18 protein-coding genes, 1 pseudogene and 1 riboswitch are annotated in these 20,829 nt (G+C 63.6%); of the genes and pseudogenes, 7 read left to right on the top strand and 12 right to left on the bottom strand.

What is annotated here, in order from left to right; genetic code table 11:
* The first annotated feature begins 24 nt into the window (after window positions 1-24).
* Entirely contained in the window at window positions 25-1,707 is a 1,683-nt protein-coding gene (locus AC07NK_RS16435; RefSeq protein WP_495171689.1) for a peptidoglycan D,D-transpeptidase FtsI family protein, read from the top strand.
* A gap of 140 nt (window positions 1,708-1,847) precedes the next feature.
* A riboswitch (cobalamin riboswitch) is annotated at window positions 1,848-2,065 on the bottom strand.
* Between the two features lie 501 nt (window positions 2,066-2,566).
* Complete coding sequence (locus AC07NK_RS16430; protein WP_495171688.1) at window positions 2,567-3,418, top strand: aldo/keto reductase; 852 nt, start codon at window positions 2,567-2,569, stop codon at window positions 3,416-3,418.
* Window positions 3,419-3,552: 134 nt separating this feature from the next.
* Here the strand turns inward: AC07NK_RS16430 and AC07NK_RS16425 are convergent, their stop codons facing one another.
* On the bottom strand, window positions 3,553-4,017 hold the full coding sequence (locus tag AC07NK_RS16425) for a DUF1810 domain-containing protein (RefSeq protein WP_495171687.1): 465 nt from the start codon (window positions 4,015-4,017) through the stop codon (window positions 3,553-3,555).
* Between the two features lie 24 nt (window positions 4,018-4,041).
* Window positions 4,042-4,242 (bottom strand): hypothetical protein, encoded by a 201-nt coding sequence (locus AC07NK_RS16420; RefSeq protein ID WP_495171998.1) that lies wholly within the window; start codon window positions 4,240-4,242, stop codon window positions 4,042-4,044.
* On the opposite strand from AC07NK_RS16420, the pseudogene AC07NK_RS16415 reads away from it, so the two are divergent.
* The 3 genes and pseudogenes from AC07NK_RS16415 to AC07NK_RS16405 form a co-directional block, all read left to right on the top strand.
* Window positions 4,204-4,547: pseudogene (locus AC07NK_RS16415) on the top strand (Y-family DNA polymerase); the annotation flags it as partial. The gene AC07NK_RS16420 and the pseudogene AC07NK_RS16415 overlap by 39 nt on opposite strands.
* 240 nt (window positions 4,548-4,787) lie before the next feature.
* Window positions 4,788-5,354, top strand: coding sequence for an RNA polymerase sigma factor (locus tag AC07NK_RS16410; protein WP_495171686.1), 567 nt, complete (start codon window positions 4,788-4,790; stop codon window positions 5,352-5,354).
* A complete protein-coding gene (locus AC07NK_RS16405) occupies window positions 5,351-6,328 on the top strand; it encodes a FecR family protein (RefSeq protein WP_495171685.1) in 978 nt (325 codons plus the stop codon). Before AC07NK_RS16410 ends, AC07NK_RS16405 begins: the two co-directional genes overlap by 4 nt.
* A gap of 24 nt (window positions 6,329-6,352) precedes the next feature.
* Here AC07NK_RS16405 and AC07NK_RS16400 read toward each other — a convergent pair whose 3' ends face one another.
* The 10 genes from AC07NK_RS16400 to AC07NK_RS16355 all read right to left on the bottom strand — a co-directional run bounded on the left by AC07NK_RS16400 (window position 6,353) and on the right by AC07NK_RS16355 (window position 18,419).
* The gene (locus AC07NK_RS16400) at window positions 6,353-7,615 is read right to left on the bottom strand and encodes a YdcF family protein (protein WP_495171684.1); all 1,263 of its coding nucleotides are present in this window, start codon (window positions 7,613-7,615) and stop codon (window positions 6,353-6,355) included.
* A 1-nt stretch (window position 7,616) separates the two neighbouring features.
* Window positions 7,617-10,136 carry a TonB-dependent receptor gene (locus AC07NK_RS16395; RefSeq protein WP_495171683.1) on the bottom strand — a complete coding sequence of 840 codons (2,520 nt, stop codon included), beginning with the start codon at window positions 10,134-10,136 and terminating at the stop codon, window positions 7,617-7,619.
* A gap of 213 nt (window positions 10,137-10,349) precedes the next feature.
* Complete coding sequence (locus tag AC07NK_RS16390; RefSeq protein ID WP_495171682.1) at window positions 10,350-11,336, bottom strand: phospholipase C/P1 nuclease family protein; 987 nt, start codon at window positions 11,334-11,336, stop codon at window positions 10,350-10,352.
* The gene (locus AC07NK_RS16385; RefSeq protein ID WP_495171681.1) at window positions 11,329-11,526 is read right to left on the bottom strand and encodes a hypothetical protein; all 198 of its coding nucleotides are present in this window, start codon (window positions 11,524-11,526) and stop codon (window positions 11,329-11,331) included. The genes AC07NK_RS16390 and AC07NK_RS16385 overlap by 8 nt, the downstream gene beginning before the upstream one ends.
* Window positions 11,527-11,590: 64 nt before the next feature.
* The gene (locus tag AC07NK_RS16380) at window positions 11,591-11,899 is read right to left on the bottom strand and encodes a hypothetical protein (protein ID WP_495171680.1); all 309 of its coding nucleotides are present in this window, start codon (window positions 11,897-11,899) and stop codon (window positions 11,591-11,593) included.
* Window positions 11,896-12,093 carry a hypothetical protein gene (locus AC07NK_RS16375; RefSeq protein WP_495171679.1) on the bottom strand — a complete coding sequence of 66 codons (198 nt, stop codon included), beginning with the start codon at window positions 12,091-12,093 and terminating at the stop codon, window positions 11,896-11,898. Before AC07NK_RS16375 ends, AC07NK_RS16380 begins: the two co-directional genes overlap by 4 nt.
* A gap of 200 nt (window positions 12,094-12,293) precedes the next feature.
* The gene (locus AC07NK_RS16370; protein ID WP_495171678.1) at window positions 12,294-12,770 is read right to left on the bottom strand and encodes a hypothetical protein; all 477 of its coding nucleotides are present in this window, start codon (window positions 12,768-12,770) and stop codon (window positions 12,294-12,296) included.
* A complete protein-coding gene (locus tag AC07NK_RS16365) occupies window positions 12,767-16,831 on the bottom strand; it encodes an RHS repeat-associated core domain-containing protein (protein ID WP_495171677.1) in 4,065 nt (1,354 codons plus the stop codon). The genes AC07NK_RS16370 and AC07NK_RS16365 overlap by 4 nt, the downstream gene beginning before the upstream one ends.
* Before the next feature lie 41 nt (window positions 16,832-16,872).
* Window positions 16,873-17,118 (bottom strand): hypothetical protein, encoded by a 246-nt coding sequence (locus tag AC07NK_RS16360; protein ID WP_495171676.1) that lies wholly within the window; start codon window positions 17,116-17,118, stop codon window positions 16,873-16,875.
* Between the two features lie 404 nt (window positions 17,119-17,522).
* Window positions 17,523-18,419, bottom strand: coding sequence for a LysR family transcriptional regulator (locus AC07NK_RS16355; protein ID WP_495171675.1), 897 nt, complete (start codon window positions 18,417-18,419; stop codon window positions 17,523-17,525).
* A 247-nt stretch (window positions 18,420-18,666) separates the two neighbouring features.
* On the opposite strand from AC07NK_RS16355, the gene AC07NK_RS16350 reads away from it, so the two are divergent.
* Window positions 18,667-19,662 (top strand): alpha/beta hydrolase, encoded by a 996-nt coding sequence (locus AC07NK_RS16350; protein ID WP_495171674.1) that lies wholly within the window; start codon window positions 18,667-18,669, stop codon window positions 19,660-19,662.
* A 79-nt stretch (window positions 19,663-19,741) separates the two neighbouring features.
* Entirely contained in the window at window positions 19,742-20,740 is a 999-nt protein-coding gene (locus AC07NK_RS16345; protein ID WP_495171673.1) for an alpha/beta hydrolase, read from the top strand.
* Window positions 20,741-20,829 lie beyond the last annotated feature (89 nt).

The following is a 20,829-nucleotide window of genomic DNA, read 5'->3' as shown; positions in this document are numbered from 1 at the left end:
CAGACCCGCCACGCGGCTTTTCTGATGAACGCGCGTTCCGACCTGCCGGATAGTATCGTTGCGGTGCGCAGCGCGATTGCGCGACGGCGCTCGCCTGACTTCACGAGCCGGCTGCATATGAACCTGGTCGTGTTCGCTCTTGTTTTTCTCGGTCTCACCGTGGCGCTCATCGCCCGCCTCATCTGGCTCTTTGCGATGCCGCCCGAGCGACCGCCGAGCAATGTTGCGACCGCCAACCTGGCCCGCGGCGATATCGTTGATCGGCACGGCGCGGTACTCGCGCGCACGATCGAGGGATGGTCTGTCGTGCTGCGGCCGCACCGTGTGATCGGCGACAAGGCACAGCTAGCCGAGGCGCTCGCGCGCCACCTGCCGCAGCGCGATGCGGCTGCCTATCGCACACTGCTCGCTTCGAACCGGCGCTTCATCTACCTTGAGCGAGCCGCCCTGCCCGATCTTGTCGCCAGCCTGAACGCACTTGGCGAACCGGGAATAAGCTTCGAGCGCGAACCCCGGCGCGTGTATCCGCAAGGATTTGTAGGCGTGCAGGCAATCGGGCGCGCCGGTGCGGATCAGAATGGACTTGATGGCATCGAACGGACGCTTGATGCCCGACTTCGCGCCACGGGAAATGAAGCCCCGCTGATCTTGTCGCTGGATATTCGGGTACAGGGAGCATTGGAACGCGAACTCGCGACCGCCTTCAACGAATTTGGAGCACAAGTTGCCGCAGGCGTTATCCTCGACGTAGCCACCGGCGAAGTACTCGCGCTGGCCTCGCTTCCGAACTACGATCCGACCGTTGGGCGCTCCAAGCAGCAGGCAGCCTTTAATGCCGCCACCCAAATGCTGTTTGAGCCGGGCGCCGCAGCCCTGCCTCTGACAATCGCCGCGGCGCTGGACGATGGTACCGTTGATCTCGACCGCACCCGTCTCGATGCGCACAAGCCGCTTGCGATCGGCGGCTTCTTCATCCGCGACTCGATCCCGCATAACCGGGCGCTGTCAGTCGCAGAGACGCTGGTTCATTCTTCCAACATCGCCGGCGCACGCATCGGGCTTATGCGCGGCGGAGACAAATCAGCGGCAGCCTTGCGCGACTTCGGTCTCGACCGGCCCACAGGGGGCGAAGTGTCGGCGGCACGCCCGCTATGGCCCCGGCACTGGAACGAGATAACGACCGGTACGACGGCCTATGGTTATGGCATGGCAGTGACGCCTCTCCATCTCGCAAGCGCCTATGCGGCTCTCGTTAATGGCGGCATCTGGCGCCCTGCAACCTTGCTCAAACGTGACGCCGGACAGCCCCTACCCGGGCGCCGCATCCTCAAATCCGCAACCAGTGCCCAAATGCGTCAGCTGTTGCGCCTTGCGGTCACCGATGGCCCTGCTTCCCGCAGCGACATGGTGGGCTATTGCGTGGGAGGGAAGACCGCGAGTCCGGAGCAAGTCGCCGGGCCAGGCCGTTGGCAGCCAAGCGCGCTCTTCGCCGGCGCCTTCCCGATCGACAACCCCCGTTTCGTCATCGTCGCCATGATCGATCTTCCACGCGGCTCGCCGTCTCCGGCCCCACGTGCCGCGCCCTTCTCCGTCGCACCTCTGGTCGCACGGCTCGTCAAGCGTACCGGACTGCTACTCGGGGTTCCGCCGCGCCATGCCTGCGATGTTGGTGCACTCAAGTCCGCCCGGCCAAGAACAGGCATCTAATCAACCGCCCAGCACCGGGGAATCCGGCCAGAAGGAAGACCCCTGCTCCCGACGCAATTTCCTGAGAGACAATTTAGCGCAGGCCAATGCTCATCCCGTTCGGACGTTCGTCCGCGCCTCGATCATTCCCTGAATCCAGGCAACAGCGACTTGCGCTGGCAGGTCTCTTGGCTTGCGGGTCATCGCTTCGAGTGCACCTTCCCAGGCTTTCGCCCAGTGGCCGGCGGATCGCATCGCGTCCGCCCAGCACCCTTGCTCGCCGCCGACAGTTGCAGGGACAGCCATGGATTTGGAGACAAGTCCCCGACCGTGTTCCCATTTAATCCCCTCGCGGGGAACCGACACAATGTTCATGTCCGGACTGGCCGAGCGCGCGATCCCTAACACGGATTCGCGAACCGAGTGAACATCGGCTTGTGCGGTTTTCCAACTCAGGCCGCCCCAGCGTCAGCCGAAAAGCGATCATGCGCCAAGGGGATATTGGCGATTGAACGAAGAGCACCGCGGCTGACTCAACCGCGATTACCCAGCCAAGCAGGAATGGCCGAGCTTCTCGCCCGATCCTGGCAAAAAAGCGGACGGATCCGAACAACAGACAATTATATAGACAATTGATTACATCAAATTCCGGTCGTCAGCCTAGCGCAAAGTCGCGATATCCGTGGCGACGATCGCCGCCGTCCCGCGCAGTCGCTTCGGACGAAGCGCCACCGGCCAGCGGTTCTGCGATGCAAAGTACAGGTGGTTCCATAATCCGATTGACTAGGCCCCCGTAGATGGTCTTCTCGATCGCAGACCTCTTCCTTCTGCCAAAGGGTCCGCTATGCCGCCCCGATCCCCCGACCCGCGCCCCTTGGGCATGACGGATATTCTCGTCTCCCCGATCGCCTGGGGCATGTGGCGCTTCGCCGGCGCGAGCGTGACCGCCGCGCGCGCCCTGATCGAGGCGGCGCTGGCGGAGGGTATCACCTTGTTCGATACCGCCGATATCTATGGCGTCGATACACAAGGCGGCTTCGGCTCGGCCGAGGCGCTGCTGGGCCGGGTCTTCGCCGAGGCGCCGGCGCTGAGCGAACGCATGGTGCTCGCCACCAAGGGCGGGATCATCCCGGGCACGCCCTATGATTCGAGCGCCGACTATCTGACCGCGGCGCTCGATGCTTCGCTCGCTCGGCTCGGCATCGACCATGTCGATCTGTGGCAGGTCCACCGCCCCGATCTGCTCACGCACCCGGAAGAGCTCGCGAAAACGCTCACCCGCATGATCGAAAGCGGCAAGGCGCGCGCGATCGGTGTATCGAACTTCTCGCCGGCCCAGACCCGCGCGCTCCAGGCCTGGCTTCCCTTTCCGCTCGCGAGCCACCAGCCTGAATTCTCCGCCTTCCACACCCAGCCCTTGCGGGATGGCATTCTCGACCAGGCGATGGAACGCGGCATGGCCGTGCTCGCCTGGTCGCCGCTTGGCGGCGGCCGGCTGAACGATGAAAATGCGGTCGCGGCCCTGCTCGACGTCAAGGCGCGGGAAACCGGCGCTTCGCGCGCCGCCGCCGCCTATGCCTGGATCATGGCGCATCCCGCGCGCCCGATCCCGATCATCGGCACGCAGACCCCGGCCCGCATCGCGGAAGCCTCGCAAGCCTTTAGCGTGCAGTGGTCGCGCGCCGAATGGTATGCGGTGCTCGAAGCGTCCACCGGAGAAAAGCTGCCATAGCCGGCGGACAAGTTCCCGATGCGTCCGCCACCATCGCCTGGTCCGGACAAGCCCTCGGGCATGGGACATGAAACCGCTTGCCCGAGCGATCGTAATACAGACAATTAGGTAGACAATTCAGCGCACCTGCGCGCTCATGCCTGTGCCGCATCGAGCAGGCGCAATGTCTCCGGGTCGGCAACGCCGCCGAACCAGCGTGCCAGCGCTGCCTCGAACAAGGCCAGTGGCCGGGCCACCTCGAATAACGTAAGCGAGGAACGCAGCTTCAGGGCGTCGATCTCGCCGAACACCGCAACCGCGTCCGCCACGTCGAGATCCTGGAGCTCGCTCACGCATTCGAGATAGCGCGCGCCGAGCAGCGGATGACGCAGATAGGCGCGCGTCTCCTCGATCGAGTGAATCGCGTAGCGGCGCGCGGTCTCGCTGCGTCCCAGTCCGACGAGCTGCGGGAAGATGAACCACATCCAGTGCGAGCGCTTGGCGCCGGCGCGGATCTCGGCGAGCGCCTGCGCATAGACACCCTCCTGCGCCGTGACGAACCGCTCAAGCGAAGCCTCCGACCGGCTATCGCCCCGTGCGCGATCCGACCTCGCCACCATGTCCCCGAATCCCCCTTGTTCCGCCTATGTTCGTATCACGCCATGATGCCATGTCGAGTCGGGCATCGCCGCCAAATGGCCCCGGGCGGCGTGCATGTGCCAGCACATCTGTTCACAAAATGTTCGATGGGCTAGACCTGCGCCGTGTCCGATGCCCTGCTCGTCCGTAAGATCATCCATATCGACATGGATGCGTTCTTCGCCTCGGTCGAGCAGCGCGACCATCCCGAGCTTCAGGGAAAGCCGGTCGCGGTCGGCTATGCCGGCCCCGCGGCGTGGTCGCGGCGGCGAGCTATGAGGCGCGCGCGTTCGGAGTGCGCTCCGCCCTGCCCTCGGTCACCGCGCTCAGGCGCTGCCCGGAGCTGGTGTTCGTCCCGCCTCGCTTCGACAATGCCGACTTCAGGCAGGTAACGCGCAGCCGCACCGCACCGCTCGTGCTGCGCGAGGCCGAGCAACTACGCCAAACCAGCCTCGACCTCATTCGCTCGCTCCACCCGATCACCCTCGGCATCCGGCTCGTCGGGGTCACCGTCTCCAATTTCGAGGCCGATGCCGATTGAGCCGAACTGCCCTTGTTCGGAGACCTCGCCGCCGGTTCCTGACCGCAACACTGCGCAATTTGCAGGATGCGGCGATCTCGCGCATCATGGCCAGGCAGCGCGGACAAGGCCGGCGGCGCGCTGCGGATAAAACCGCCAGGCATCACACGCGCCCGTCCATGCAGGTCGGGCGATATCCCTTTGGCCCTGCCCGGCACGGGACATGCTCTCGTGCGAACCCCCTTCGACGCGCCCGAACCGGCGCGCAGCGATGATGAGTCCGTCGACGGCCGTGACGCGGCCGTCGTGCAGCCTCGCCTCGAGCTGCTCTATCGCGACCAAGCTCCGCGGCTCACGCGCCGCCTCACGGCGAAGCTCAATTCGGGCGAGGACGCGCGCGACCTGGTGCAGGACGCGTTCGCGCGACTGCTGGGTTCGGCCAGGCGCGAGACGCTCGACCGCCCCGAAGCGTTCCTCAGCCGCATCGTGCGCAATTTGCTGGTCGACCGCTCGCGCCGCCTCGCCAACCGCGCGCAGCATGTGCCGATCGACCTCGCGAACGAACCGGTGATGCGCGCGACCCAAAGCGACGGCCTCGAGCTGGCCGAGACGCAGGCGTGCTACCGCGCGGCGGTTGCCGCGCTGCCTGAGCGGATGCGCACGGTATTCCTGCTCCACCGCGTCGATGGGCTCAGCTACAAGGCGATTGCCGAACAACTCGGCATCAGCATCCGCACGGTCGAATGGCATGTCGCCGAAGCGATCGTCCGAATCGGGAAGGCACTGGACGCGCGATGAGCGAAGCACCGGCACCATCGACCGAACTGAACCGCGAAGGCGCGCAATGGTTCGCGCGCATGCGCGGACCTGACGCCGAAACGCTGCGCCCTGAGTTCGATATCTGGCTGGCGCAAGGAACGGCTCACCGCGCCGCCTACAACCGTGCCGCCGAGATCTTTGCGATGGGCAAGCTCCTCGCTGATGCGGAAACACCGGCAACGGCAACCGCCGCCCCACGGTCCCGCCGGCCGGCACGCATTGCAGTCCTGGCAGCATGCGCGCTCGGCACCCTCGCCGCGGGAGGCTTGAGCATCGTCCAGCTGGCGGGTCCGCCGGACCGGCCGCCGCAGTACGCCGCCAAGGCTGGACCCGCAGAGACGTTCGCGACGATCGCGGGAGAGACGCGCACGGTCCGCCTCGCCGACGGCTCGCTACTAGCCCTTGGCGGCGACAGCGCGGTCATGGTCGAATTCGACCAGGCAGGTCGCCGCCTTCGGCTGTTGCGCGGCCAGGCACGGTTCGAGGTGGCGCGTGAACACCGGCCATTCGTGGTTCTTGCCGGCGGCGGCAGCGTCACCGCACGCGGTACCGTGTTTGAGGTCGCGCTGACGCCGTCAGGCCGCGTCGATGTGCGACTGCTCGAAGGCGCGGTCGATGTCGCACTGCCGCGCAGCGAACGTGCGGCGCCCCTGGTTCGCCAGCTGCGTCCGGGCGAGACGATCGCATTCGAGGCTGCGGCGACCAATATGCCAGCCACCCCGGCTGGCGCGACGATGCGCGACTATCAGGACGTCCCTCTCGCCGCGCTGGTCACTGAGGCGAACCGCGGCGCCGTCCGGCCGATCCGGATTGCCGACCCTGCGCTCGGCGAGAAGCGGGTGTCGGGCCGATTCCGCATCGACGACACCACGCTGCTCGCAGAGCGGCTCGCGGCGTTGTTCGACAGCAAGGTTGAGCTTAGCGACAAGCAGGAGATCGTGCTGATCCGGTGAGACTGATATGGCGGTGGCCAGCTTTCATGGATCGAGCGGATCGGTTGCCTCGACATGAAAGGCGACCGGTGAGGGCGAGAACGTCAGGCTGAACGGATCCGGGCCCGGCGCCACCCTGCCCGGCTGCACGCCCATCTCGCGCAGGTTGCGTTCGGCGAGCTCCTTGCTCGCGATGTAACGGATCGTCTTGTGATCCGAGACGATCAAGGACGGGCGATCGGCCGGGAATCCGGCGGCGAGCAGAAGCCGCGCACAGTTGCGCAAATTGGTGGTGGTATGACGCGCATGCGGCTCGATCAGGATGCGATCGGCGGGGATGCCGTACTGCTCGATCAGCAGCCGCTTCATCTCGACCGCTTCGTTGAACAGCGTGCGGTTGGGGTGGACGTTGCCGCCGGATACCATGATGAACGGCGCGAGCCCGCGCGTATAGAGCTCGGCGGCGATGCGCATGCGGATATGCCCCATCACGCCTGTGCGCGACTGCGCATCCTCAGGCCCGTGACCGAAGACGAGCAGGGCAGCGTAGGCTTGGCGCGCCCAGTCGGTTCCGGCGACCGCACGCACCGCCGCTTCGTTCGCGCCGCCGAGCAGCGGGCGAAAGCTGCCGGCCTCAATCCGCTCGTTCATCTGCAACAGGCCGGCCGCATAGCGAAGCGCGGGATCGAAGAACAAGTCTCCGTCGCGCGGCAGGGAAGCCGTCGCGACGCCATGCGCGCTTAGCACCGTGGCGAATTCAGGCGCCGCGAGATCGAAGATCATCGAATCGATCTTCGGGTAACGGGGCGGAACGCCCTTGGCGTAGACGGCGACGACGCGGTTGACCGCCGCCGCAGTCTCGTCCCAGGCGGCCGCGACCAGATCCGCATCGGACAGCGCCGAATGCCGGGCGAAGCGCCCCGAGGCCCGCATCTGCCCCGAGACGAGCGCGTCGCGCAGGCGCCGATCACGCACCAGCAGACGCAGGCGGTTCTCGACCAGGGCGATGTCCGCTTCGGTCCAGAGCCATGCGTCGGCCAGGCATTGCGGCGCGGGCGTGCACGTGTCCGCGGGAACGCGCGCCGCCCGCTCTGCCGCCAGCTTGCGCAGCACCACGTCCTCCCGCAGCGCCGGTGCCCAGCCCTCCGCCGCACGCATCATCGCGAACAGCGGATGGACCCGCGTCTCGAGCGTGTCGGCGAAGGGGGCGGTGTAACCCACCGGATCCTGTGCGCGGGCCGCCCCGGCCAGCGACGCGATCGCCACCCCGAGAGAGACCCCAACCAGCGTGCGGGAGAGATAGTGCATGTTACCAGCTCCGGCTGAGGATGAGACGGAAGTTGCGACCGAACAGCGGGCGCCCGTAGATGGCGTCGCTCGCCCCCTGGCCGCCGAGCTGGTCGGTGCGCGGATTGCCCTCGGTCAGCCCCTTGGCGTTGGCGAGATTGTCGCCCACGACCTGCACGCGCCACTTGCCCTGGGTGAGCGACGCGCTGGCGCCGAACGTCTTGTAGGCCGGAAGCGCCGTCAGGTTGAACAGGTCGACATAACGGCGACCGACCCATTCGAAGCGGCCGGCGATCTCGAACTTGCCGTCGCCGATGGGGAAATGCACCGAAGGGCGCACATTGCCGAAGAATTTGGGCTCGCGGATGATCTGGTTGCCGTTCACCGCGCTGGGGTCCGCGCCCGAGCTGTTCTCGAGATTGCGGTATTCGGGGTCGGCCCAGGTCACCGATCCGGCGAGCTCGAACCAGCGCGTCGGTGCGATCCGTCCGTCGATCTCGACGCCCTTCGCCACGGCCTCGCCGATGAAGGGTACGGCCTGATCGTTGCGGCCCGTAATGGGGTTGAACGCGACAAACGAGGCGTTGAACGGGTCGAATTTGGTGTAGAAGCCGGTAACGTAGAGCGATGCAGGGCCGAAGCTCGCCTTGAGCCCGAGCTCATACTGGCGCGCCTTGGTCTTGAGGATCGTCGGCGCGGTGCTCGTCACCACGCCGAGCTGCGGCGGCACCTCAAGGTTCGACACGCGTCCATAGGCGCCGAGATTGTCGGTGAAGTCGTAGTTGAGACCGACCGTCCAGTTGGTCGCCGAAGGCTTGAGCTCACGCGAGATGATCGCACCGGTGAAGGCGCGCGTGGTGTTGTCGGCGAGGGTGGTCGCGTCGCCGAGATCGGCGTTCGCCGAAAGCAGCGCATAGCCCTCATAGTCGTACCATTCCTTGCGGATGCCCGCGTCGAGCCGCAGCCCCGGCATGATGTCCCAGGTGTCGTTGGCATAGAGCGCGACCATCTTGGCGTCGCCTTTGCCCTGATTGAGCGTTGTCGTGTACCGCAGCACGCCATTCTGAGTGACCGAGCCAAGCACCGCGCCGGTGGCGGAATAGGCGACGAGGTCGATCGTACGCGGCTTGCTCTGCACCTCGACCAGCATGTCCTGGTAGATTTGCCGGCTGCTGTTGCCATAGGCCGAGCCATAGACGCCGACGCGGATGTCGTGCGTGCCGAAGCCGGTCTCGAACTTGCGCGTGACGCTGAGATCGCCCTGGCTCGAATAGAAGTCCGCGTCGACCGCGCGATACTGGCCCGACATGATAAGGCCCGAAGCGGTCGAGGGATCATAGGCGGTCGCGCCGTTGGTGCCGGCGATCGCATAGCTGAGCCGTGCCACGCCGGCACCGAAGGCAGTCCGCGCCGCGGCGAGGTAGCTTGCGGCGAAGGCGTTCGCGTCGGCGGGGTTGGTGGTCGAGTAGAAGGCGTCGAAGCTGCTCTTGCCCTTGGTCACGCCGAGCTTGGCAGAGACCAGCCAGCCGTCATAGTCGCCCTGCCAGTCCAGCCCGGCGTTGAAGAAGCGCATGTGGCGCCCGTCGGCGAGATCGCGGTTCACGCCCTGAAGCACGCCCGCGCCGTCGCGATACTTGATGTTGACGTTGCGCAGTGCCGGCGAGTTCAGCGTGCCCGTGTGATAGTCGATATAGCGATCGAGCGAGACCGAGGGATTGCGCGGATCGGCGACCGGGATCGGCAGATAGAAGAGGTTGTGGTCGTTGACGTACATCGCCGAGATCTTGACGAAGCCGTTGTCGAACTCGCGCTTGAAATTGGCGCGGATCTGCCCGCCCTTGTCGCTGGGGAAGCCGCTGTCGCGATAGCCGTCATGCTGGCGCAGGAAGCCGCCGATCGCGAAATAGCTTTTCTCGCCGACCGGCCCCGCCTGCATCAGGTCGAGGCGGTAGAGGCCGGTGTCGCCCAGGGTCAGCTGCGCCTTGCCGCGCGCGGTGGCGTCCCCGGTCACGGTGATGTTGTTGGCGATCGCCGCGGCGCTGCTCGCGAAGATCGGCGCCGGGCCGCCGCGGACGATCTCGACCCGCTCGGTCATCAGGTCGAAGCGGTTCATGCCTTCGCCCGAGTTGAAGAACACGCCGTCAATCTCGTGATAGAGCGGCAGGCCGTCCTGCTGGAAGATCAGATAGCCGCGGTCGGTGGGGATGCCGCGGATGCGGGTGATGTTCTGCACTTCGCCGCCGGTCGCCTCGACCTGGATGCCCGGCACCGTACCGAGCAGATCGGCGAAGTTCTTTGGTGCGATCCTCTGGATTTCCTCCTGCGGCAGCGCATTGACCGCATAGGACACGTCGAACCGGCGCTGCGCACGTGCAGAGCCTGTGACAACGATGTCAGCCCGTTCCGTGTTTTCTTCGGCGACCTCGCCGGCTTCCTTCTGCGGCGCCTGCTGAGCGGTTGCGATTCCAGGGAGTAGAACTGTCAGCGCGCACGCCGACGCTAGGAGCAAACCGGTGTAGGATCGGTTGGTGGCAGCACGCATGGTCGGGTCCCCTTTTGGATTCCACCCGCCACCTAGGGACCGTTCGCGACGGTCCAGTTACAGCCGCAGCCCGGTCAAGACGAAAACTGGCATCCGGGTCGCTCAACAGCGCAGGGCTTCCACCCACCTTCATAGGAGTGCGGCGATCGATCTTCATGAGCGGAGCGTTTCCATGCTGGGATGAAACTGGTGAAACAGAGTCAGAGCGTGAGGTTAGGGCGCTGGCGACGAACCGGTCTCGGGATCGTAACGCGGACTGGAAGGATCCTGCGGGCGAGGCTCGCCTACGCCGGGCTTCGCGCTTTCCTTCCAGGCGCGATAGAGCAGGTCGCGCAGCATCGCGGCGCCGATCGAGGTCCGGTGGTAGACGAATTCGCGGCCCTCGCGGTTGGCGGGGTCCGCCAATATTCCACGCTTGTCGAGGTCATAGATCGTCTCGACCTCGCTCGCGCTGTCGCCGAGGAACTGCAGAACCGCATCGAACAGATCGCCTTCCTGGCGCTGCGGCGCACCGATGCGATCTGCGATGTCGGAAGGCTGGAGGTTGATGGCGTCGACATATCCGCTTTCGAAGGCGCCGTGGATCGCCCCGCTGCGATTATATCCCTTCGGATTGTCGCCGAACCAGCCTTCGCAATGGATGCTGGCATGATGCGGCTGGGTGCCGTCGCCGATATAGTGCGCCATCCTGGCAGTCTGGAACGCAAGCACCTGCTCGATATGGGCGGTGGGCTCGCCCCTCGCCTGCTTCCTGCGCAGCTCGCGCATGCCGGCAACGATGCGGCCATAGCCCTCCATCACCGCATAGGGCAGCGTACCGGTCCAGCGGACATTGATGCGCTCGGCCGACTTCGGATCGATTTTTGCGAGCCGCATATGCTCGTGATAGAGTGCCAGCACGAAGGCGTAGCGTGAGCGTGGCGTCGGATCGAGGAAGCGCAGCCGCTCGACGAACCAGGTATGGTTCGGATCCTCGTCGATCTTCGAAAAGGGTTCGGAAGAGGAGCGCCAGCCGTCCGGCATCGTCGCCTCCTCTGCGATGAAATCGGCATGTTTCTGGAGGAAGACGGGCCCGTCCGCCGGCAGCGCGGCGAGCGCCGCCCGGTCGATGACCGCATGCCCGCGCCCGCCCCAGGCGAGCGCGGCGTTCGGCTGTGCCGCGGCGAGCAGCGAAAGGCCGATTAGAGCGATTTTACGCATGATGGGTTACTCCGGAAATCCTAGTCTGCCGGGGCGCGAACCGTGCCCGGTAGGCGAAATCGTCAGAAGTTGTACGAGAATAGCCGCGGCGGCCCGAATAGGCGCTCGCGGCGAAGCGATCCTGGGTGTCGTTGCCGAGATACTGCCAATCCTGCGACTGGGTGAGGTTGATGATCGACGCGGTCAGCATCAATCCCTTCCTCAGTTCGTAGGAGGCGTTGAGGTCGACCTGCTCATAAGGTGCGGTATATGTGTTAAGGCCTGAAGACAGGCCGCCGGTCGTCCGACAACTTCAGCACGACCGCAATGCGCCTTCGTAGCCGTCGTTTAGCCGGTCTAAGGACGATCCCGAAAGCCGCCATTCGTTCAGCCCATGGACCTTCGAATGGCAATCGCGATACCGGTACCTCGTCCGCACCCGGCCCGAATACATGCCGCGCCTGCAACGCGTTACTCGCGTTGTACTCCGCGACGATATTGCCGCCGTCATAGCCGAACGTGGTCGCGCCTGCGCTGCCATATTGGTTCAGCCCGTTCACCGCGTAGTTACGGTCGGCGTTCACAGCACCCGTCCAGGCATAACTGTCATTGTTGCACGTGCTGCTCGCGAGCTGAGCCGCGACACCGCGTCATAGCCATAGCTCGTCACCACGCCATTGCCGCAGCTCAGGCTCGTACGGCGCCCGAGATCGTCGTAGGCGAAACTCGCGAGCACGCCCGCGCCCGATCCCGCGCCATATTCGCGGAGCGCCGTCACCTCGCCCCGCGCGACGGCAGGAGCGCATAAAAAAGGCCGGGAACGGCGGTCCCTGGCCTACATTTAGCGCACTGTTACCGTGGTCCCTGTATGAACCGGCCAAATATGGACGAGACATACGTGCCCTGGATAGGATGCACTCGTCTCCGCCAATCACGCCGTGATTGGCATACCAGAGCCGCGTGCAAGCATATACTCCGTCAACTCACAACACTACCCACGGATGGCCTTGGTCGCCAAATATACACTGAGTTGTTGAAACCCCATCCATTCTGATAGTATTCATGAGTCATCCACGATCTATAGACAACCCTCGAAACCGGGTCGCTCAAATCTTCCAGAGAGATTCTGTATTCCTCTTTCGAATAATTGAAAAAATCATCGTCATTATGTAGATAAAAATACACACTCTCCGGATCATCCACTTCCGGAACTTGATTGAATTCTCTGATCATAGATATATTATCAGTATCCGGGAACGTCAAAACCAATACAAATATACGGGCATCGTCTTCAAATTTTGGAAGCATCGACTCATACAAGTCGATATACCAACTGCGATATGAAGTATCTATCGATAGATCTCCCGCAACATCCGCGAGGTTTCTAGATACATTCCCTTCAACCTTCATAAGAAGGTGTGAAAAATACTCTGCATTTCGATCGGCTTCATTCATGGAATGTCATACCCGAATCCGCGAAGAAAATCAGCCTGAGCCCTCGTCAAGGGAGATCCTTTATGCTTCCACGTCCCATCCATATTTATCGCTCCTCCTCCTACCAAGTGAGTATGCTGTTTCTCACCCGTTACCTTTGGAACATCGGTTCTACCAATTCCTCTTGGCGCCTTACCTTGCCTAACCAGCTGATTCATGCGGTTTGCAGTTGGTCCGTTGCCGCAACCGCATGCCGGCGTGAAGATGATATCGTGTACAGTCTGGAAATTATTGTCCAGCCACCCGCCATATTTGGAGAATAAGCTGCCCACTTTGGAACCAAACCGCCCCACCGATGCTTTAAACCGGATTAGTGGCTTTGCCACTTTTTGGCCTGTAACTACGACCGTTCGTTCTGTGTTCTCATATGCCTGGTTCAGTTCCGCTAAGACAAATGCTGGCACCGATCCGCCACTGTTGCCGCCGCCACCGCCGCCTTTCTTCACTTCTGCAACATTATTTCCGGTCACAACGGTTTCCGAATCTTCGTCCTCCAATCCGGTCGGATCGACCTTATTGACCGGATCATTTCCAACATAGGCATAGATGTTCATCCCGTCGCCGTACCCGATGGGATCGGTCTGCATGAACCGGCCGAGCGTGGGCGAGTACATGCGGGCCTTGTAGTAGGACAGGCCCAGCTCGGACAACCAAGCCTGCCCGGTATAGCCGAACCGCCCCACATCGCCGCCCGTGGGGATGCCATATTCGTCATAGGCCCGAATAGCGTTCGCCGCGCCGCTTCCGTCGGTCTTCGCGACGATCGAACCACGCTCGTCCGCGATCGGCCAGCTGCGGTTGCCGCCGGCATCGTACGACACCAACACCTCGTCCGCGCCCGGCCCGAACACATGCCGCGCCTGCAACGCGTTACTGGCGTTGTACTCCGCGACGATATTGCCGCCGTCATAGGCAAAACGACGGCCCGCGCTGCTCTCGTACAGGCGCAGCATAGGATCATAGCTGAGCGTCACCCCGCCCGGTCCCGTCAGCAGCATATTCTCGCTGCTGTAGCTGTAGCTGTCCGAGCCCGAGCTGGTCAGGTTACCCTTGCCGTCATAGCCGAACGTGGTCGCGCCTGCGCTGCCATATTGGTTCAGCCCGTTCACCGCGTAGTTACGGTCGGCGTTCACAGCACCCGTCCAGGCATAACTGTCATTGTTGCGCGTGCTGCTCGCGATCTGGCTCGCGGGGTTGTAGCCGAATGTCGTCGTCACATCGTTCGCGCCGCCGGCCAGATCATGCGTCAGCGAGCTGAGCCGCGACACCGCGTCATAGCCATAGCTCGTCACCACGCCATTGCCGCGGCTCAGGCTCGTACGGCGCCCGAGATCGTCGTAGGCGAAACTCGCGAGCACGCCCGCGCCCGATCCCGCGCCATATTCGCGGATCGCCGTCACCTCGCCGGTTACCGCCACGTCGTAATCGACATAGAAGCTGTCCGGCCACATCATCCGCGTCCGCCGCCCGGCCAAATCATAAGCGAAGGCGATCGTCCCCTGCGGCCCGGCCTGGCTGGTGTTGCGCCCCAGCGCGTCATAGCCGAACGTCAGTGCGTTGCCGCTCTGGCTGGCCCCCGTCATCATCCCCAGTAGGTTATAGCTGTAGCTGACGTCCGGTTCGCTGCCCGGTAGGTTCTTCGTGCTCAGCCGGCTCAGGTCGTCATAGCCATAGGCGATGCTGTTCCCGTCTCGCAGCCGCCGGCTGGTGACGTTGTCGTTCGCGTCATAGCCCAATTCTTCATAGTCGGTCGCCGAGCTGGTGCCGGCGCTCGTCGGCGAGGGGTAGCGGGTCTTCTTGAGGCGATCATGGCCGTCATACTCGTATGTGGTCTTGTTGCCGCTTGCGTCAGCGACGGTCACGTTCCGGCCGTTGCTGCTATAGGTCGCCGTTACCTCGTCCGCCTCGACGCCGCTGACGCCATAGCCAGTCTGCACCTTTGTGACCTGCCCCGCCGCGTCATAACTCGTCCTGGCGATCCGGTCGGGGCCGGACGAACCGGTGGTGCCGAGCGAGCAGGCCGAACCGGGCAACGAACTCCATGCGGCGCTGTTCATCCGCTGGACGGAACACTCGACGCGGCCAAGCGCATCATAGCCATATTGCGTGACGGCATGATCGGCGCCGCCGGCTGACACCACATCCTTGATCCTGCGCGCATTGCCGTCATAGCTGCTCTGGACGGTCTCGCTCGCCACGAAACCCGACCAGTTGGTCGCGCCGCTGGGCACGGTGCCGCGCTGGGTCAGCGTCACCTGTCCGTCGTTATTGTAAGTGAACTTGCTCGCTGGAATCTTCCGGGTGCCGGCCCCGTCGGGGTCCGCCGTCATTGATCCGGTCACGCGGCGATCCGCATCATAGTCGAACCGCGCGGTGTCGCCGCTGCCGCTCAATGGGCCATCGATGGAGGTGACGTTGCCGAACCCGTCATAGCCATTGGTGGTGGTCGCGCTCAGCGAATTGTCGCCCGCAGCGCGGGTCACCGTGGTCGGCTGCAACCGCGCGTCATAGCCGATCGTGACCTTTGTCTCGTCCGCGCCGCCCGCGCAGCTACCTGTCGTGCGGCAGGTCGAGATGCCGGTCAGCAGTTTGACCCCGCTGGTGGTCGTGTAACCGTAGCGCGTCTGCGGACGCGTCCCGCCTGAGGTCGGCGCCGGCGCAGTTTCCGTCAGGACCAGCCCCGTTGCAGTGTCGTAGGTGTAGTCGGTCTGGTTGCCCTTGGCGTCCTTCGTCCAGGTCGGCAGGTTGCACGTCGCGTCGACGCACGTGGTCTGATAGTTCGCGCTCGTCGCGATGTCCGCCAGCCCCGATCCTGGCTTGGCCTTGCGCGTGGTCGCGGTCACATTGCCGCGCGTATCGTACGCGAACTGGACCTTGTTGCCTTCGGGATAACTGATCTCGGTCGGCTGCCCGATGCTATCATAGGCAAAGCTTGTCGTCCGGCCCAGTTCGTCGGTGACCGATGTGGGCCGGTATTTGCTGAGGTCCGACACGATCGTGCGCGTGTTCGACGCCGCATCGGTCACCACCATCGTCGCGGTGCTGCCCGATATGCTGTAACTGTAGCCGGTGGTGACGCCATTCTTCGTGACCGATGTCGGCGTAAGGCCCGAATAGGTGACGCTGGTCGTGTCCGACGACGCCGACGGACGGCGAACGCCGGTAATCACCAGGCCCGACCCGGTGATCCGCCATGTATTGCCGCCCGGCGTCGTGATGGTGAACACGTTGGTGGAGGGATTGGCATAGTTAACGGCCTGGCTGCCCCCGCCGCCGCTCAGCACCGCACTGGTGCGCCGATACCAGGAATGTCCCGGATTCTGCCCCGGCGGCGCCGAGTTCGCGGCGAAACCATAGGCGATCGAGTATCCCGCGTCGTTCGAGACGCCGCCGAGCCGCCAGCTATAGGTGCAGACCGGCTCCTCTTCGGGCGTCGAGGGAATCGAACAATTCTCGTACGGCTCCCAGTTGAAGTTGACGCTCATCCCGCTGCGCCCGGACATCGACAGCGGCAATCGGGTGCAGTTGGTCGAGCTGCTGGCCGTGCAGAACCCGCCGCCCGCACCGGCGCCGATCGGATCGTCGAACACGATCGTGGTGCCGTCGAGCGCCTGATAGGTCATCTGGTTGCCGCTGAACGACAGCGTCGCGCCGGTCCCGTTGATCGAGCGGGTATAGCCGTCCGCCAAAGAGAACTGGTCCCATTGCGGCCCCATCTCGACCGTGATCCTGTTGTTGCCCGAGAATGAGGTCTGGCGCGACGTGACGCCGGTCCAGTTGTCGGTCTCGCCGCTATACGCAACAAGCGATAGTTCGGACTGACCGGCACCGATCGATGCGATGGGCAGTCGGAGGTGGAACCCTCCCGTGGTCAGATCGACGCCATTCTCATCCAGATTGGGATGCGGCGAAGCCGATTGCGCGAGCGCGGGTGCCGCAAGACAGGTGCAAAGCGCGGTGGTGACGGTCAGGAGCGAACGACGCAGACGCGACCGGTCGCGCGCAAAAGCTGTGCGCGTCATGGCAATCTCCAATGATGATGTGAGGTGGCGGAGGGCGCGCGTTACGGCGCGCCAGTAACCTTGACGTTGGTCCGGTTATCCGCCTTGTCGAAACTGTAGTTGGCGACAACCCCGTTGTTGATCGTGCCGCTATGCTCAACCTTGATCAGTCGGCCGCGCGCGTCATAACTGTAGGTTTTGGTCTCGCTGGCAAGGGCTGCTGCCGCAATGCCTGAAATCACGGCAATTCCGGCAAGTGCGCCAATCTTCGCGCTACTTTTCATATCCGCCCTCCCCTTCAGGAACATCAAACAAACATCTGAATTCCAACATTGCAAGCGCGAATGCCTGATCGTTGAAAATGAGCCCCTCCAAATCGGCCAGCGCTGAGTTAGCTACGCCACCGAAACAAAGACAATCGCCAAAAATCACTCGTTTCGGATTGATTGTTGACAAGCCTGCCCGCGTCAACCGGGGTAAATGCACTATTGGCAAAGCGAACTCCAGCACACCCTAGCAATCGTGCCTTTGGCGCGCGCTACGGTGGCTGCACCAGCATCGCTGATTGAACTTGAATGTCTGCAATGAGGTCTGAGCTGACGTTGGATCTCGGGTTCGCAGCGCCGGCGGCTACGCGCCCTGATTGCGGTCATTCCACCTGTCGGCGGGGAGTCCCGAAAGCGGCCGTTCCGGCGATGGTCAGCCCTAGGTACTATTTCGCTCGATGCCGAAGTGCTTCAACCAGCAGGCTGAATGCCGGTGTCGGTTGCCGACGGCTTGGGTAATAGAGATGGTAGCCGTCGAACGGCGGACACCAGTTCTCGAGTACATATCGTAGCTGACCCTTCTCGACCCCTTGAATGACATAATCCTCCATGAGGAAGGCGATGCCATGTCCAGCGAGCGCCGCCTCCAGGATCAAATGGCCGCTGTTCAATATGACCTGCCCTTCGACCCGAACGTTGACGGCCTGTCCGTCCTTCTCGAACTCCCAGGCATAGAGCCCTCCCGAGCTCGACATGCGCAGGTTGATGCATTTGTGGCCCGTCAGATCATGGGGTGTCTGCGGGGTTCCGTTCGCCTCGAGATAAGCCGGCGCCGCGACCGCGACCATGCGCAGTTGCGGCCCGATCCGCACCGCGATCATGTCCTTGGCTACCCGCTCACCGAGGCGGACGCCCGCGTCATAGCGCTCGGCGACAATGTCGGTGAGGCCTGACTCAGCGTTGATCTCGATCTGGATATCCGGATACCGCTTGAGAAAGTCGTCAATGGCCGGCCAGAGAAACGTGCGCGTCGCATGATCGGAAGCTGTGATCCGGATGTTGCCCGATGGCCGTTCGCGCAGGTCGCTGAGGTCGGCAAGCTGCCGGTCGATGGTCTCGATTGCTGGGCGCAGTGTATCGAGAAGGCGCGCTCCCGCCTCGGTCGTCGCGACCCGGCGCGTGGTCCGGGCGAGAAGCCTGAGGCCGAGTTGCGCCTCGAGCTTGCGCATCCGGTGGCTGAGGGCTGAAGACGAGACGCCCAGGCGCGCGGCGGCACGCGTAAAGCTTTCTTCCTCCGCGACCACGGCAAAGGCTTCGAGATCGGCCAACTTCGGACGCCACATGGCCATCTCCATTACTGAAAGATGTTCATAAGTTCATCTCACATTCCCTGGCTAATTGCACGGCAAGCTTGGCGGTAGAAGGGATTTCCCATCCGCCGAGGAATGCCGAATGAGCCGCTGGACGAGACATTTTGCGCCATTTCTGGCCTGCTGCGGTGTTGCAGCCGCGCCCGGCGCCACGAGCCAGACGTCCCGAGCCGAACCGCTGGTTATCGCGGAGCAAGGCAGCTTCGTCGTTGGCGGCGTCGTGGCGACCACGCCCGGCACCTACGATAACAACAGGCCGACCGCCGCAGGGCAGACGCTCCACGGCGATCATCTCTATGCCTTCTATCAGGTGCCGCAGAATCCCAAGGCGCTACCGATCATCATGCTGCATGGCGCCTTTCAGTCGGCGCGCAGCTGGGAGACGACCCCGGACGGCCGCGAAGGTTTCCAGACGCTGTTCCTGCGCCGTGGCTTTCCCGTCTATCTGGTCGATCAGCCGCGCAGGGGACGTGCGGGTAACAGCAGCGTCGCGACCACGATCGAACCGACGCCCAACGATCAGCTTTTCTTCGACCAGTTCCGGCTGGGAAAATGGCCAGACTATTTCAAGAGCGTGCAGTTCGATCGCGCACCCGCGACGCTCGATCAGTTCCTTCGCTCGGTGACGCCGAACACCGGCCCTTATGATGCCCGTATGATTGCGGATGCGATGTCGGCGCTGTTCGACAGGTCGGGGCCGGCCATCCTTTTCACCCACTCGCAAGGCAGCGGTCCTGGCTGGCTGACCGCGATCCGGAACCCAAACGTCAAGGCGATCGTCGCCTTCGAGCCGGGCAGCGGATTCATCTTCCCGGAAGGCGAGCGTCCCGCGGCCATGCCGAGTGCGGCCGGTATCCTGTCGCCTGAAGCAGTATCATCGGCCGATTTCGAGAAGCTCACCCGTATCCCGATCGTCATCTATTATGGCGACAATTTCCCGGTCGAGCCGACCGCCGAGCGCGGACAGGATAATTGGCGAGTACGGCTCGCGATGGCGCGGCTCTGGGTCGACGCCATCAACAAACGCGGCGGCGACGCGCGGCTCGTCCATCTCCCCGAGATCGGCATTCGCGGGAACACGCACTTCATGATGTCGGATCTGAACAATCTCGAGATCGCGGATCAGGTGTCGAAATTCCTCGCGGAGAAGAAACTGGCTGAGCCGCGAGCGCTGTCCTCCGGACGCAGCAGGGATCGGAAGTCCAATGGCCGGTGAAATCGTCGACAAACAGCGGCGCGAGATCCTCGCAGTCTCCGCGTTCGCCGTTTCATTTGCAGCAACAGGAGTGCCGATGATGGCCAGTGCGGCAGAACCCGGAATCCGTTCGTTCAGTCCCGTCTATCGGGGCGCGATCACCGAAAACGAGCCCAGCAAGGTCAACGTGCAGCCGGTGACATACAAGCTCCACGGCCTCGATATCGCAGCCAATATCTACACGCCGGCGGGCTATGATCCGGCGAAGAAATACCCGGCCATCGTCGTGGCGCACCCCAATGGTGGCGTGAAAGAGCAGGTCGCGGGGCTGTATGCCCAGCATCTCGCCAGCAAGGGCGGCTATATCACCATTGCGATGGACGCCGCCTATCAGGGGGCGAGCGGCGGCGAGCCGCGCAGCCTGGATAAGCCCGCCAACCGCATCGAAGACATTCACGGCGCCGCGGACCTCATCGCCAGCTACCCCGGTGTCGATGTCGCGCGCCTTGGCCTGCTCGGTATTTGCGGCGGCGGCGGATATTCGCTGGCGGCAGCGAAGGCCGACAAGCGCTTCAAGTCTGTCGCGACCCTCAGCATGTTCAATTCGGGCCGGGTTCGCCGTAATGGCTTTGCGGACTCACAGCTCGATACCATCCAGGAGCGCTTGCGGCGGGCGTCCGCTGCGCGCGCGCAGGAAGCGGCGGGCGGAGCGGTGCTCTATTCCGGTGACGCCGACATGACCGACGCGCAGATCGCCGCGCTTCCGTTCGAGATGTATCGGCAGGGCTATGAATATTACTGGCGGACGCACGCGCACCCCAACTCGACGTTCAGATATACGACGAGCAGCCTGCTCGACCTGATGCGCTGGGATGCCACCGACCAGACCGAGTTGATCGACCAGCCGCTACTGATGATTGCGGGCAGCAAGGCGGACAGCCTCTACATGACCGAAGAGGCCTTTGCGAAGGCAGCGGGGACGACGGACAAGGCGCTGTTCAAGATCGAGGGTGCCACGCACATCGAGACCTATTGGGTACTCGAATATGTCGAGGCCGCACTGGGCCAGCTCACGCCGTTCTTCGCGCGGACGCTCTAGATCCGCAGCCCGTGTCCCTCCCCAAGGAATTGCTCATGAGAACAGCCGGAATTGCATCCTTCACGGGGGTGCTGCTCAGCATGGCTAGC

The sequence above is a fragment of the Sphingomonas sp. GW821-FHT09B04 genome (genome assembly GCF_059418285.1).
The sequence above is the reverse complement of the archived record's forward strand: the minus strand, read 5'-3'. Positions and strand labels throughout refer to the sequence as shown.

Bases quoted from the DNA above. Each gene is read 5' to 3' on its own strand.
- AC07NK_RS16435 (WP_495171689.1), top strand. From the start codon at position 25: ATGAACGCGCGTTCCGACCTGCCGGATAGTATCGTTGCGGTGCGCAGC.
- AC07NK_RS16430 (WP_495171688.1), top strand. From the start codon at position 2,567: ATGACGGATATTCTCGTCTCCCCGATCGCCTGGGGCATGTGGCGCTTC.
- AC07NK_RS16425 (WP_495171687.1), bottom strand. From the start codon at position 4,017: ATGGTGGCGAGGTCGGATCGCGCACGGGGCGATAGCCGGTCGGAGGCT.
- AC07NK_RS16420 (WP_495171998.1), bottom strand. From the start codon at position 4,242: ATGGTCGCGCTGCTCGACCGAGGCGAAGAACGCATCCATGTCGATATG.
- AC07NK_RS16405 (WP_495171685.1), top strand. From the start codon at position 5,351: ATGAGCGAAGCACCGGCACCATCGACCGAACTGAACCGCGAAGGCGCG.
- AC07NK_RS16400 (WP_495171684.1), bottom strand. From the start codon at position 7,615: ATGCACTATCTCTCCCGCACGCTGGTTGGGGTCTCTCTCGGGGTGGCG.
- AC07NK_RS16395 (WP_495171683.1), bottom strand. From the start codon at position 10,136: ATGCGTGCTGCCACCAACCGATCCTACACCGGTTTGCTCCTAGCGTCG.
- AC07NK_RS16390 (WP_495171682.1), bottom strand. From the start codon at position 11,336: ATGCGTAAAATCGCTCTAATCGGCCTTTCGCTGCTCGCCGCGGCACAG.
- AC07NK_RS16385 (WP_495171681.1), bottom strand. From the start codon at position 11,526: ATGCTGACCGCGTCGATCATCAACCTCACCCAGTCGCAGGATTGGCAG.
- AC07NK_RS16370 (WP_495171678.1), bottom strand. From the start codon at position 12,770: ATGAATGAAGCCGATCGAAATGCAGAGTATTTTTCACACCTTCTTATG.
- AC07NK_RS16365 (WP_495171677.1), bottom strand. From the start codon at position 16,831: ATGACGCGCACAGCTTTTGCGCGCGACCGGTCGCGTCTGCGTCGTTCG.
- AC07NK_RS16360 (WP_495171676.1), bottom strand. From the start codon at position 17,118: ATGTTCCTGAAGGGGAGGGCGGATATGAAAAGTAGCGCGAAGATTGGC.
- AC07NK_RS16355 (WP_495171675.1), bottom strand. From the start codon at position 18,419: ATGTGGCGTCCGAAGTTGGCCGATCTCGAAGCCTTTGCCGTGGTCGCG.
- AC07NK_RS16345 (WP_495171673.1), top strand. From the start codon at position 19,742: ATGGCCAGTGCGGCAGAACCCGGAATCCGTTCGTTCAGTCCCGTCTAT.